Genomic DNA, 14219 nt, shown 5'->3' on the forward strand with positions numbered 1-14219 from the left:
GTCACGCCAGTTCCTTCCCGCGCGTCTCCGGCAGCCCGAGCAGCGCCACGGCCGCGATGCCGTATCCGATCGCACCGAAGACCAGCGCGCCGCCCACGCCCCAGCTGTCGGCCAGGAAGCCCACCAGGGTCGGGAAGACGGCGCCCACCGCGCGGCCGGTGTTGTAGGTGAAGCCCTGCCCCGTGCCGCGGACCGCCGTCGGGTACAGCTCGCTCAGGAAGGACCCGAAGCCGCTGAAGATCGCCGACATGCAGAACCCGAGCGGGAAGCCCAGCACGAGCAGCAGGGTGTTGGCGCCCTCGGGGATGTTCGCGTAGGCCAGGATGCAGAGGGCCGAAAGCAGCGCGAAGAGCCAGATGTTGCGGCGACGGCCCAGCCGGTCGGTGAGGTAGCCGCCGGTCAGATAGCCGAGGAAGGCGCCCGCGATCAGGAACGTCAGATAGCCGCCGGTGCCGACGACGGACAGACCGCGCTCGGTCTTGAGGTACGTCGGCACCCAGGTCGCCAGGGTGTAGTAGCCACCCTGGACGCCGGTCGACAGCAAGCCCGCGAAGACCGTGGTACGCAGCAGACCCGGGGACTCCGCCGTGCCCGGCCGGAAGATCGCGGTGAACGAGCCCCGCTGTGCGCTCTGTTCGCGGGCGGCCGCCGCCTCCGGGGCGTCGTGCACCCGGCGGCGCAGCCACACCACCAGCAGCGCGGGCAGCGCACCGGTCCAGAACATGACGCGCCAGGCCAGGTCGTCGTCGGCGACGGAGAAGACCAGGGTGTAGACGATGGCGGCCAGTCCCCAGCCCACGGCCCATGAACTCTGGATCGCGCCGAGCGTACGGCCCCGGTGCTTCGCGCCGGCGTACTCGGCGACCAGGATCGCGCCGACCGCCCACTCACCGCCGAAACCGAGCCCCTGGAGGGCGCGGAACACCAGCAGCGTCTCGTAGTTGGGCGCGAAGCCGCAGGCCACGGTGAACACCGCGTAGGTGATCACGGTGATCATCAGTGCCCTGACCCGGCCGACCCGGTCCGCGAACACGCCCGCCACGGCGCCGCCGATCGCGGAGACCACCAGGGTGACGGTGGTGAACAGACCGGTCTGGCCGCTGTCCAGACCGAAGTACGCCGCCAGCGCGACCATGCTCAGCGGCAGGGTGAAGTAGTCGTAGGAATCCAGGGCATATCCGCCAAAAGCGCCCGCGAAGGCGCGGCGGCCACCGGGGCCGAGGGCGCGCAGCCAGCCCAACGCGCCGTCGTCGGGACCGCGTTCACCCCTGTCGTGCCGGGTGCCGGAGGAAAGGGCCTGGGATGGAGGGGTCGAGCTCATGAGCACCTCGCAGATGAGGGACGGAGGGTGCGGGATTTGAGCCGTGCCGTGCGGAGCACCGTAGAGGATCGTTCAACGATCCTTCAATACCCATGTTGTTTCGTCCTTGTGTCTGCGGTTGAATTCCGGGCATGGCAGAGCAGCTGACGGGACTGGCCGACGACCGTGCCCTCCTGGGCCGTACCAGCACCGCCGAGCGGGTCTCGGACATCCTCAGAAGCCGCATCGCGGAGGGCTATTTCCCGCCAGGGACCCGGCTGTCGGAGGACAGCATCGGAGGGGCGCTCGGCGTCTCCCGCAACACCCTGCGCGAGGCGTTCCGGCTGCTCACCCATGAACGCCTGCTCGTCCACGAACTCAACCGGGGCGTCTTCGTCCGAGTCCTGACCGTCGAGGACGTCGAGGACATCTACCGCACCCGCGCTCTGGTCGAGTGCGCCGTCGTACGCGGGCTGGGCCAGCCGCCGTACGTCCTGGAGGCGCTGGCCTCGGCGGTGACGGAGGGACAGGTGGCGGCCGTCGAGAATGACTGGAAAGCAGTGGGTACGGCCAACATCCACTTCCACCGGGAACTGGTCGCCCTGGCCGGCAGCGAACGCACCGACGAACTGATGCGCAGCGTCTTCGCCGAGCTGCGGCTGGCCTTCCACGTCGTGGACGACCCGCGCCGGCTGCACGAGCCCTACCTCGCCCGCAACCGCCTGATCCTCCAGGCGCTCCAGGCGGGGGACCGGCGCGAGGCGGAGAAGCTCCTCGAGACCTATCTCGCGGACTCGCTCGAGCGGGTCGTCGAGGTGTACCGGCGGCGGGTCGGGGAGGACGTCCGGGACGACGGCTGACGGCCCGGCCGGGGTGCCGGCGGAGGACCCGGCCGGGGTGACGACGAGGGACCCGGCCGGGGTGACGGCCGAGGTCCTCTCACGCTGCTGTGACGGCCGTCGCTTCTGCGTCGTTTGGGTCGTTGTCAGACCGAGGACCTAGTCTGTGCACCGTGACTTCGCCTGCATCGACGGACAGCGTTCCGCCCCAGTTCAGCGCGGGGCCGCGCCCGGCTCCGGGTCCGGCCGCCGACGAGGGACTGGCGCGGCGGCTGCGCGCGCTCGCCTGCACGGCGCCGCTGCACGACCTCGACGCGCGCAAGGCGAACCTGGCCGGCGAGTACTCGGTGTACGGCATGGCGGAGGTGGCCCTCGCGGCCATCGACCTCGTCACCCTCAACATGGACTTCGACACGGGCGCCGACCACGAGCAGATAGTGGCCAGGCTCATCCCGCGCATCGCCGCCCAGGCCCCGCGGCGGCCCGTCGCCGAGCACGAGCGAGTGGCCCGCTGGGTCCTGGAGAACCTGATCAACGTCGGCAGCGTCGACCGCGGCTTCCGAGCCGTGTACGGCACGTTCGCGCCGGACGGGACGTATGTCCGCCGTGACTACGACTTCAAGCTGATCGAGGAGGTTCCCGGCCCCGGCGGCACCGTCTATCTGCGCACGACGGACGAGGCGGTCAACGTCCTGGTCGGCGCGCTCGACACCGATGTCACCAGCGCCCAGATCGCCGCCGAGGTCAAGCTCGAGGTCCTGATCAACCGTGGCCGCCTCGCCGACGCCCAGCTCGCCGCGGAGCAGGCCCGGTACCGGACCGTGCAGTACTCGGAGACCCTGCGCCGGGCCCTGGAGGCGACCCGGCGCAACGTCCGGGCCGTGGACTGGCTCAACGCCGTCCCGGACATGATCGCCGAGGCCCTGGACCACGTCGCGGACCGCTATCGCCACGAGAACGCGATCCTCACCAACATCCGCAAGGCACGCGACGAGACCGAGGACCCCGAGCACAAGCGCCGTGCCGCCGAGCTGGTCGACATCGTCAAGGACTGCATCCGGCGGCACACGCAGCTGCAGTCCCGGCTGCTGGAGGCGGGCCCCCTGTTCCGCGCCGAGCAGGACCGGCAGGCCTTCGCCACCCCCATGACGACCTCGGGGATAGACCTCTACGGCCACCTCGTCGCGCCGGTCCTGCCCCTGCCACTGGAGCGGGCGATCCGGGTCACGGACGCCTTCTTCGCGCGCGGGACCGGGCTGCGCACGCCCGCTTCGGTACGGGTCGCGGACCTCGTAGACCTGCTCCTGACACCGCCGGTGGAACGGGAGCACCTGGGGGCGGAGATGCCCGAGCCCGACCTCATCGCCACGCCGGACGACAGCCGGTTCAGCGACGATCAGCTGGCCGCCGCGAAAGAGCTGCTGGACCTGCCCGCGGACGCGCCGAGGAGACTGTCCGGACTGCTCGCGGAGGCGCGCCGACAGGACCCCGACCTCCCGTACCTGGTGGCGCTGCTGGCGGTGCACGCGGCCAGCCCGGCGGTCGGCACGGCATACCGGCAGGGCGAGGAGAAGCTGCTGTTCGCCGTGGACGACGGCACCGAGCTGGACGATCCCGAGTTCGGCGGCGCCGACCTCATCGTCGGCACCGCGCTGCTGGACGCCGCGGGGATGGCGGCGGACCGGACGGAGGCGGCGTGAACGGAGCCGCGCGACGTACGTACGAGTGTGAGAGCAACAAGGAGCTGGAGTCGTGACCGAGCACGTCGACTGGAGCGAGCCCGAGCCTGCCGCCGCGCCGGCCGGCTCCGCCGTCACGCCCGCCGACGCCGCCGACGCGGCGCGGCTCGTCGCCTTCGGACTCCAGCCCAAGCTGCAGCCCGCGCGCGACCAGGAGTACACCGAACTGCTGCGCCGGTACCGCGAGGACCCGCCGTTCGCGCGGCTCGCGGACGCCGTCGCCGCCGGCCTCGGACTGGTCGTACTGGAAGTCTCCCCACGCGCGGGGATGGCCGTGACGGCCGCCGAGGACTCGGTGTTCGCCGTGCGCATGGGCGACTACGCGCGTCGCGCGTCCACCGACTCCGGGGACCGCTTCCTGCACGGCCTCGCCCATCTCGCCGTCGCCGCCCTGGCGTTCCCGCGGCCCGAGGACCTCGCCGACGACGGATACATCGGCCGGATCACCGTCAACGGCGTCGACGCCTTCGTCCGGCAGGCCTGCAGGCGCCTCGAGGAGCGGGCCGACGAACGGGGCGAGAACACCGACCCGGCCACCGACGCGCCCGGTCTGGAGACCGCCTGGCGGATCTGGGCCAGACGCAGCGCGGCCGGCGCCACCAAGGACGCGCGCCGGCTGGCCGGTTCGACGACCGGAATCGTCGGCAAGGCGGCCGCGTTCCTCACCGACTCCGGGTTCCTGCAGCGCACGGGAGACGACAACGGCGGCACCTACCGCACGACGGCTCGCTACCAGCTCCAGGTGCGCGACCTGGCAGGCAGCGCCGCGCTGGCCGAACTCCTCGACCTGGGTATCGTCCCGGTCACCGACGGCACCGCCAGCCTGATGGCCGCCGAGAACACCGAGGATCTGGAGCTCGTGGCCGAGGCCGGGCTGCCGTTCCACTCCTGAGGCTCCCGCAGCACCCGAAGCCGCCGAAGCTTTCGAACCACCGTTCCTTTCCGAAGAATGACGACGAGAGTCCGCCATGTACGAGCTGTCCCGGGTCCGCCTCTACTCCATCGGGCCCGCCGGTGCGCGCTACGCCGACACCGTGCTTGACCTGAGGGGCGTGGGCGAGCCGGTGCCCGACCCTGCCCCGACGCAGGCGGAGTTCTTCGAGGAGGAGCCGGTCGGCCCGCCGCGTCGCCCCGCACCCGCCGGCGTGCTCTTCCTGGAGAACGGCGGCGGCAAGTCGGTCCTGCTCAAGCTGATCTTCTCGGTGATGCTGCCGGGTCACCGCAACACCCTGGGTGGCGCCAGCTCCGGCGTGCTGCGCAAGTTCCTGCTCGCTGACGACTGCGGACACGTGGCACTGGAGTGGCAGCACACCCTCACCGGCGAGTGCGTCGTGGTGGGCAAGGTCAGTGAATGGCGCGGGCGGCAGGTCTCCAACGACCCGCGGAAGTTCGCCGAGGCCTGGTACTCCTTCCGGCCCGGCCCCGGACTGAGCCTCGACAACCTCCCCGTCGCCGAGTCCACGGCCGTGCGGCCGCCCGTCGAGGGTGCCTCCGGCGCGCAGGGCCGTCGCCGCACGATGAAGGGCTTCCGTGACGCCATCACCGAGGCCGGGAAGGCGTACCCGCACCTGGAGGTGCACTGGGAGGAGATCCACGACCGCTGGATCGAGCACCTCGGCGACCTCGGCCTCGACCCCGAACTCTTCCGCTATCAGCGCGAGATGAACGCGGACGAGGGCGAGGCGGCCGGTCTCTTCGCGGTGAAGAAGGATTCCGACTTCACCGACCTGCTGCTGCGCGCGGTCACCGACACCCGGGACACCGACGGGCTCGCCGATCTGGTCGGCGGCTTCGGCAACAAACTGGGCCGGCGGGCCGAGCTGATCGCCGAGCGGGACTTCACCGCCGGGTCGGTCGATCTGCTCGGGCGGATCGTCGAGGCCGCGGAGGCGCGCTCACGCGCGCGCGACATCCACGCGGGAGCCGAGCGCCGTACGCGCACACTGGCACGGCGGCTCACCGCGCGGGGCGTGCGGGAGCGGGTGCGCGCCACCGACCTCGCCCAGCGGGTCACGGCCGCCGCGTACGCCGTCACTCACTCCGAGGGCGCCCGGGAGCGCAGTGCGCTGATCGCCGCCGAACTCGCCTATCGGCACGCCTCGTTGGCGCTCGGCGCAGGGGAGAAGGCCGCCGCCGCGCAGAAGCGCGAACTCGCCGACGCGCGCACGCTGCACTCCGCCTGGCAGGCCGCCGAGGCCGTGCTGCGCCACCGCGCCGCCGCCGACCGCGTCGCACGCGTGGCCGCCGCCATCCAGGAGGCCGAACGGGACGCGGCGCCCGCGCTCGCCGCCCGGGCCAAGGCCGCCGTTGATCTCGTACGGGCCCTGCACGCGGCTGCCGAAAGCGCCGAGACCCTCGCCAACGAGGAGGAGGAGCGTTCCGCCGCGCTCCAGGAGGTCGGCGAGTCCGCGTACCGCGACTCGACCGCCGCCGCCACCGAGGCGCAGCGCGCCCGCAGCGAGGCCGGACATCTGCGCCAGCGCCTCACCGAGGTCGAGCAGGAGACCGCCGAGGCGGTGCGGGCGGGCTGGCTCGACGACAGCGCGCCCGACTCCGACCCGGCCCGCGCGGCCCTCGCGGCCAGCGACGCCGAGAAGACGGCGGTCGCCGCCTGGGACACGGCCCGCGAGACCGCCCGGAAGGCGACGGAGCACGCGCGCGAAGCGGCTTCCGCGGAGGCCCGCGCGGAGCTGACGGCGGCCCGTGCCTCGGATGCGGCCACGGCGGCGGAGCGGGCGTACGACGCCGAGCGCCGTCTCGCCGAGACGCTGGCGGGGGAGGAGCGGCTGGGCGAGCTCCTGAGCCTGCCGGGTGCGTCCGGAGGCGCGCGCGCCGGTGTGCCCGGCCCGCGGGCCGGAGCCGACGGCGGCTCGGCGCACGGCGGGGGCGTGCCGACCGGCTCGTCCGCCGAGGCCGACGGCTCCCACGCCACCCGCGACCTCGCCGAAGGACCCATGACCCCGGAGGACCTGGACCGCTTCGCGGACGAACTGCGCGAGCTCCTCGACTACACCGTCTCCTCCGCCGAACGCCAGCTCTTCGACCTGCGCACCGCCGCGGCGGACGACGCCCGGATCCTCGGCGCCCTCGGTGACGGCGGACTGCTGCCGCCCGGCCCCGACGTGCTGGCCACCGTCGAGTTCCTGGGCGAGCACGGCATCCCCGCGCTGCCCGGCTGGCGTTATCTCGCACAGGCCGTCGACCCGGCCGACCACGCGCGCGTGCTCGCCGCCCGTCCGGAGCTGGTCGACGGCGTGATCATCACCGACCCGGACACGCACGCCCGTGCCCGTGAGGCGCTCAGTGACGCGGCGCTGCTGCCGCGCTCCGCCGTGGCCGTGGGTACGGCGGCCGCCCTGCTGGCTCCCACCCCGGCCGCCGACTCGACCGCCGGTGACGTGTTCCTCGTACCACCGAACCCGGCCATGCACGACGAGCACGCCGCCGACGAGGAGCGGCAGGCGCTGCGCGCGCGGGCGACCGAGCGGGACGAGGAGATCCGGACGCTGGCCGCCCGGCTCGGCAAGGACCGGGAGCTGGCGGCCCGGCTGGCCTCATGGCGTACGGGCTGTCCGGCCGGGCGGCTCGTGGAGCTGGCAGAGGCCGCGGGCACCTCGCGCGCGTTCGCCGAGGAGTCCGAGGCCGAACTGGCCGAGGCGCGCACCGTACGGGCCGAGGCCGACGAGGCCGCCGCCGAGGCGGCGCAGGCGCGCGACGAGCGGCAGGAGGCCGCCCAGAAGGCCCGGCGGGCCGCCGATGCCCTCGCCGGGCTCGCCTTCCGGCTGCGCGAGCGCTCCGGCTGGCAGGTCAAACTACGCGAACTCGCCGACGAGGCCACCGAGTCCGAGGCCCGCGCCCAGATCTGCCTGGAGCGGGCCCGCGCCGCCGACGAGGACCGACGTGCCGCTCAGCGCGCCGCCGACGACGCCCGGCGCACCGCCCGTGCGCTGCGTGCCGAGCGCTCCGAGATCGCCGGCGCCCCCGACGACGTTTCCGAGGACGACTCGGAGGGGCCCAGGGCCCCCCTGCCCGCGCTCCGTGAGGCCTACCGGGCCGCCTCCCAGGTGTACGAGAAGGTCGGCGTCGGTGCCGACCTGCGCGCCGAACAGGCCCGCGCCGAGAGCGACGAGAGCGCGGCCCACGCCGAGCTGGACCGGCTCAGCAACAAGGTCCGTACCCGCGCCGAGCAGCTGCTTCAGTCGCCCGACGGATCCGACGGCCCGTCCCGGCAGGCCGCCGCCGCGCGGGCGGAGGAGCTGGTGCAGCTCCTGGAGACCCGTATGTCGACCGCGAGCGAGCAGCTCGGACGGCTGCGCGGCGAGGCCGAGCGCCATGCCCCGGAGGACGGCGAGGCGCACACCGAACTGACCGAGGAACTGCTCCCGCGCGACGCCGAACACGCACAGGCGCTGCTGCGCACCGCCACCGCGGAACTCGCCTCCCGCACCGAGGCGTTGGCCCAGGCACGCGAGGTGCACGCCGAACTGCTGGAAGCCCACCGGGCCGCCGAGGATGCGGCCGGCGGCTTCGACGAGATCGCCGCGATGCTCCGCGACCTGCTGCGCGAGCACACCGTCGAGGAGGAGCAGGAAGAGCCGGAGCCGTACCCCGGAAACCTGGAGGAGGCCCGCCAGTCGGCCGCCGAGGCCCGCCGCTCGCTGCGCGGCTGCGCCACCGACCTGTCCGCCGCCGAGTCCTCCGTGCGCGAGGCGAGCGACGTCCTGGTCCGGCATGCCAACTCCACCCGCTACGAGCAGGTCCGGACCCCCGCCCGTCAGCAGATCCGCGAGCTGCCGGCCTCCGCACTGCCCGAGCACGCCCAGAAGTGGGCGGATGCCTTCGCACCCCGACTCCGGGTTCTCACGGACGAGCTGGCGCAGCTGGAGCGTAACAGGGACTCCATCGTGGACCGGCTGCGAGGGCTCGTCGAGTCGGCTCTCGCCACCCTGCGGTCCGCGCAGCGGCTGTCCCGGCTGCCCGAGGGGCTTGGCGAGTGGTCCGGCCAGGAGTTCCTGCGCATCCGCTTCGAGGAGCCCGACCAGGCGACGCTGACCGAGCGGCTGGGCGAGGTCATCGACGAGGCCACGCGCGCGGCGTTGAAGAAGAACTCCGACCTGCGGCGCGACGGCATGTCCCTGCTGCTGCGCGGTGTCGCCGCGGCACTCCAGCCGAAGGGCGTTGCGGTCGAGATTCTCAAGCCCGACGCCGTGCTGCGCGCCGAGCGCGTCCCCGTCGGTCAGATGGGCGACGTGTTCTCCGGCGGCCAGCTGCTCACCGCCGCCATCGCCCTGTACTGCACGATGGCCGCGCTCAGGAGCAACGACCGGGGCCGGGACAAGCACCGTCACGCCGGCACGCTGTTCCTGGACAACCCCATCGGCCGCGCCAACGCCACCTATTTGCTGGAGCTCCAGCGAGCCGTGTCGGACGCGCTCGGTGTCCAGCTCCTCTACACCACGGGCTTGTTCGACACGACTGCGCTCGCGGAGTTCCCGCTGGTCATCCGGCTGCGCAACGACGCCGACCTGCGGGCCGGTCTCAAGTACATCAGCGTGGAGGAACACCTCCGCCCGGGACTGCCGCAGCAGCCCCAGGCGGAGGAGGCGGTGCACAGCGAGATCACGGCGACGCGCATGTTCAAGCGCCCAGCCTCCGCGACCCCCTGAACGGGGGCGCGGGACACCGCCGGACACCCCTCGGTGCAGCCGCGGCCTCCGCGTCGGTGCTCGTCCTGGGTTCCGCCCCGGCACAGGCCGGCGGCAGCGTCTTCGAGGCCTACAACGCCCTCACCTCGCCGACCGCGAAGACCGAGTTTGCCCAGGACGGCGAGATCCTCACCGCTGTCGACATGAAGAAGGACGGTCACGGCACCGCCGCCCAGTGGCGCTACAACTCGAGCTCGCCCAGGCACTCGTACTACAACGGCAACGGCTACGCCGTCCCCAAGAACTGGGACCTGTCCTTCGCGGAGGGCACCACCCTGCAGATCCGCGCCTGCCTGCAGGACACGTCCAACGGCACGCCGTACAGCTGCGGCGGCTGGGAGTACGCCAAGGCCTGACCGTCAAAGGACGGCGAAGGGGGCGGGCCCTCGGGCTCGCCCCCTTCGCGTTGAACTCGGCTCCCTCAGGAGTGCGACAACTGCCCTGCGCCGCCCCGGCGCCTTATCCGCTCCTGGGCCCGCTCATCGGCCCGTGCCTGCCGTCGGGCCGCGCGCCGCTCACGCCGCAGCGACCGCGCCGTACTGCTCGGCTCCGACACCACGCCGTTGCGCTGGTTCCACACCTGGCGGGTCACCCAGATGTCGACCACGCCCCATGTGGCGACCACGGTGCTGGCGACACTGCTGATCACCATAGGGAACGCCAGCCAGGACCCCGCCATCGTGCACAGGAACGCCACCATGGCCTGAATCAGTGTCACCGAGATGATGAGCACCGCGCGGACGGCCGACGTCCGCACCGGATCGGGCATCCGGCGCCGCCGCGCCGGCTCCTCTATCCACAACGGCCGGTAACGCGGCTGCGGTTGCCCATCGGCAAACTCTGCATCCTGCCGCTGCGACGGAATGTCGCGATCCGGTGCCTTCTGCCCTCGCCGCGCCGTCGAGCGCGCCTTCACACCGTCCTCGGGCGCCTCGCGCCGCTCCGCCGTGCCCATCACCGTGTCACTCCCCACCGCCGGCAGACCGCTCGCTCCGGTGTTCCAAAACACCGACTCCCCAGTGGCTGCCCGGCTTGCGCTGTTTTACGCCGCCGAGTTGCGTGATGCGGCTCCTGTGGCCGATTCCGCACCCATTTCCCGTAGACATGGACGCACGACATGCCGAGAAGATTCCCAACTGGGGAAAAATTCCGGCCAACCGGGCCGCCGGTCCTGCCCGGTTCGCTCCTGACGCAACTGCCGGATTCGGGGTGGCAATCTCCCGCAATGCCCGGACAACTCGGCATGTCCCGTCGGCGATGCGGAGGTTCGGCTTCCGGACACGTCTTCGAGTTGGTGGCGTGACGGTAGTAGGCTCGCGCCGTTTGTTGACGCACATGTGTACCCCCACACCAGAGGGGGTCGAGCTGGGGGAGGACATGCGCTTTCGCGGGAAGTCGATCCGCCGGAAGATCGTGGCGCTGCTTCTCGTGCCGCTGGTGTCCCTGACCGCCATCTGGGGCTTCGCGACGGTACTCACGGGACGGGAAGCCACTCAGCTGTTCCGCGTCTCCGACATCAAGGAACGCATCGGCTATCCCACCGAGGACACCACCCGTGTCCTGCAGCAGGAACGCCGCCAGACCCTGGTCTACCTCGCCGACCCCAGGGCCTCCGACGCCCTGTTGGCCCTGCGCCGCACCCGGACGGCCAGCGACAAGGCCATCGCCAAGATCCGCAAGAACGCCAAGGACTCCGACCTCCGCGGAGCCATGGACGGCGACGACGGCGAGCGCGTCACTGCCGTCCTCGACGCCTTCGACAGCATTGACTCCCTCAGGCGCAGCGTCGAGGAGGGCACGGTCACCCGCGCCCAGGCCCTCGACCGCTACAACCGGATCGTCGACCCCTGCTTCTCCCTCCTGGCGGGTCTCGAAGGCATCGACGACGTCGAGATGGACAAGCAGGCCCGCGCCCTCGTCAACATCACCCGTGCCCGCGAACTCCTCTCCCGCGAGGACGCGTTGCTCGGCTCCGCCCTGGTGGTGGGCAAGCTCTCCCGCGACGAGACCCGAGACATCTCCGACCTCGTCGCCCAGCGCACGTTGCTGTACGACATCAGCCTGCCGCTGCTCCCCGCCGCCGAGCGCGACCGCTACGAGCGCTTCTGGAAGAACGCCACCACCGCATCGCTGCGCGTGGCCGAGCGGGACGTCATCGCCACCGGGTCCGGCACCCCGCGCGATGTCAGTGCCAAGAGCTGGGACAGCGCCGCGGCCAATGTGCTCGACGAACTGCGCACCCTCGACGACCAGGTCGGCGACCGCTACCAGAGCCGCACCCGTCCCGTGGCCGTGGGTGTGATCGTCCAGGCGCTCGTCGCCGGGCTTCTCGGTCTGATCGCCCTCCTGCTCTCCGTCGTCCTGTCCATACGCGTCGGCCGCAGTCTCATCAAGGACCTGCGGCAGCTCCGCCTGGAGGCGCACGAGGCGTCCGGTGTGCGGCTGCCCAGCGTGATGCGCCGGCTGTCCGCGGGCGAACAGGTAGACGTCGAGACCGAGGTTCCCCGCCTGGAGTACGACAAGAACGAGATCGGCGAGGTCGGCCAGGCCCTCAACACCCTCCAGCGCGCGGCCGTCGAGGCCGCCGTCAAACAGGCCGAACTGCGCTCCGGCGTCTCCGAGGTCTTCGTGAACCTCGCCCGCCGAAGCCAGGTGCTGCTGCACAAGCAGCTCACCCTGCTCGACACGATGGAGCGCAGGACCGAGGACACCGACGAACTCGCCGACCTCTTCCGCCTCGACCACCTCACCACCCGTATGCGCCGGCACGCCGAAGGCCTGGTGATCCTCTCCGGCGCCGCCCCGTCGCGGCAGTGGCGCAAGCCCGTGCAGCTGATGGACGTCGTCCGCGCCGCCGTCGCCGAGGTCGAGGACTACGAGCGCATCGAAGTCCGCCGGCTGCCGCGGATCGCCGTGACCGGCCCGGCCGTCGCCGACATCACCCACCTGGTGGCCGAACTCCTGGAGAACGCGACGGTGTTCTCCCCGCCGCATACCGCCGTCCAGGTACTCGGCGAGCGGGTCGCCAACGGCTTCACCCTCGAGATCCACGACCGGGGCCTCGGCATGGCGGCCGAAGCGCTGCTGGACGCCAACCTCCGGCTCGCCGAGACACCCGAGTTCGAGCTCTCCGACACCGACCGGCTCGGACTCTTCGTGGTCAGCCGCCTCGCCCAGCGACAGAACGTCCGCGTCTCGCTGCAGCCGTCGCCCTACGGCGGCACCACGGCGGTCGTCCTCATCCCCGACGTGCTGCTCACCGACGACGTTCCCGACACCAACGGCATCGGCTTCCGACTCGACGGGGACCGGCCCTCGAAGGAGGCCGAACTGGAGCAGAGCCGCGCCGGCGCGCTGGCCCAGGTACCCGTCCAGCTACCCGGCGTGCCGACCTCGCTCCTGGACGGGCCGGTGGAACTGGAGGCGCCCGTCGACCTGGACGCCCTCGACGACTTCCCGGGCGCCCTCGGCGACGAGGACAGCGAACGCGGTGGGATCTTCCGGCCCCGTCGCTCCATCGCCCGCACGGACGACGAGGCCCCGGCCCGGCTGGGTGAGCTCCCTCAGCGGCCCTCCGACGCCGCGGACCTGTACGTGGCCGACGACCGCCCGAGCGGCCCCGTGCCGCTGCCCCGGCGCCGGACGCCCAAGCTGGTGAGCTCGCACGGCAAGCCCGTCACCGACCAGCGCTCCCGTCGCGAAGAAGCCGGCGAGGAGGCCCCGACGGGCCCGCGCCGCTCCGAACCGGACGGCCTGGCACCGCTGCCGTCCCGCCGCCGCGGCGAGGCATCCCCGCGCCCCGGAGCCGGACGCACCGACCGCGTGGGGCCCCCGGTCACAGGTCATGGTGAACCGTCCGAGCCTCCCGCTTTGCCCCGGCGGACCCGGCGCCCGGCGATCGCCCCCGGCGGCCCGGGCGACACCACCGCGGCCACGGGCAGCACACCCCAGGGCACCGAATCCGGCACCGGAGCGCTGCCCAAGCGCGTACGGCAGGCCAACCTGGCCCCGCAGCTGCGACGGGAGCCCGAGCGGCGGGGCGGCCGGGAGACAGACCCTGCCGAGCGCGACGCCGATGAGGTACGCAGCCGCATGGCCTCGCTCCAGCGCGGCTGGCAGCGCGGCCGCAAGGAGAACGCCGCGGGCGACGGGGCCCGGAACGGCACAGCACAAGGAACCACTAAGGGGGACGGCCGATGACCGCACCGAAGGCGACCGACCACAGCACGACGAACCGGATGGAGCTCAACTGGCTCCTCGACGAGCTCGTCGATCGGGTCGCCAGCATCCGCAAGGCCGTCGTGCTCTCCGGCGACGGCCTGCCCACAGGCGTGTCCAAGGACCTGACGAGGGAGGACAGCGAGCACCTGGCCGCCGTCGCCTCGGGATTCCACAGTCTCGCCAAGGGCGTGGGCCGCCACTTCGAGGCGGGCAACGTGCGGCAGACGGTCGTCGAGCTCGACGAGGCCTTCCTGTTCGTCACGGCCGCCGGCGACGGGAGCTGCCTCGCCGTCCTTTCCGACGCGGAGTCCGACGTCGGCCAGGTCGCCTACGAGATGACACTGCTGGTCAAGCGGGTCGGTGTGCATCTCGGCAGCGCTCCGCGCACCGATCTGCCCGCCGGCGGGTAGAGGGA

9 protein-coding genes are annotated in these 14219 nt (G+C 72.4%); 7 read left to right on the plus strand and 2 right to left on the minus strand.

Features of this window, described 5'->3' with window-relative positions; translation table 11 throughout:
- Position 1: 1 nt before the first annotated feature.
- Positions 2–1321 carry an MFS transporter gene (locus Q8A52_RS39945; protein ID WP_316761190.1) on the minus strand — a complete coding sequence of 440 codons (1320 nt, stop codon included), beginning with the start codon at positions 1319–1321 and terminating at the stop codon, positions 2–4.
- Between the two features lie 131 nt (positions 1322–1452).
- On the opposite strand from Q8A52_RS39945, the gene Q8A52_RS39950 reads away from it, so the two are divergent.
- The 5 genes from Q8A52_RS39950 (at position 1453) to Q8A52_RS39970 (ending at position 9939) form a co-directional block, all read left to right on the plus strand.
- Positions 1453–2160: a GntR family transcriptional regulator gene (locus tag Q8A52_RS39950; protein ID WP_316761192.1), complete on the plus strand. Its 708-nt coding sequence runs from the start codon at positions 1453–1455 to the stop codon at positions 2158–2160.
- A 152-nt stretch (positions 2161–2312) separates the two neighbouring features.
- Positions 2313–3839, plus strand: coding sequence for a hypothetical protein (locus Q8A52_RS39955; RefSeq protein ID WP_316761195.1), 1527 nt, complete (start codon positions 2313–2315; stop codon positions 3837–3839).
- Between the two features lie 52 nt (positions 3840–3891).
- Entirely contained in the window at positions 3892–4770 is an 879-nt protein-coding gene (locus Q8A52_RS39960; RefSeq protein WP_316761197.1) for a hypothetical protein, read from the plus strand.
- A gap of 76 nt (positions 4771–4846) precedes the next feature.
- A complete protein-coding gene (locus tag Q8A52_RS39965) occupies positions 4847–9544 on the plus strand; it encodes a hypothetical protein (protein WP_316761199.1) in 4698 nt (1565 codons plus the stop codon).
- 56 nt (positions 9545–9600) lie between these two features.
- Complete coding sequence (locus Q8A52_RS39970) at positions 9601–9939, plus strand: hypothetical protein (protein ID WP_316761202.1); 339 nt, start codon at positions 9601–9603, stop codon at positions 9937–9939.
- Between the two features lie 65 nt (positions 9940–10004).
- On the opposite strand, the gene Q8A52_RS39975 is transcribed toward Q8A52_RS39970, so the two are convergent.
- Positions 10005–10538, minus strand: coding sequence for a hypothetical protein (locus Q8A52_RS39975; protein ID WP_316761205.1), 534 nt, complete (start codon positions 10536–10538; stop codon positions 10005–10007).
- A 422-nt stretch (positions 10539–10960) separates the two neighbouring features.
- Between Q8A52_RS39975 and Q8A52_RS39980 the strand changes: the two genes are divergently transcribed.
- Together Q8A52_RS39980 and Q8A52_RS39985 are read left to right on the plus strand one after the other, a co-directional pair.
- Entirely contained in the window at positions 10961–13783 is a 2823-nt protein-coding gene (locus Q8A52_RS39980; RefSeq protein WP_316761208.1) for a nitrate- and nitrite sensing domain-containing protein, read from the plus strand.
- Positions 13780–14214 (plus strand): roadblock/LC7 domain-containing protein, encoded by a 435-nt coding sequence (locus Q8A52_RS39985; RefSeq protein ID WP_316761211.1) that lies wholly within the window; start codon positions 13780–13782, stop codon positions 14212–14214. The genes Q8A52_RS39980 and Q8A52_RS39985 overlap by 4 nt, the downstream gene beginning before the upstream one ends.
- Positions 14215–14219: the final 5 nt, after the last annotated feature.

The organism is Streptomyces herbicida (assembly GCF_032656585.1).
GTDB classification, from domain to species: domain Bacteria; phylum Actinomycetota; class Actinomycetes; order Streptomycetales; family Streptomycetaceae; genus Streptomyces; species Streptomyces herbicida.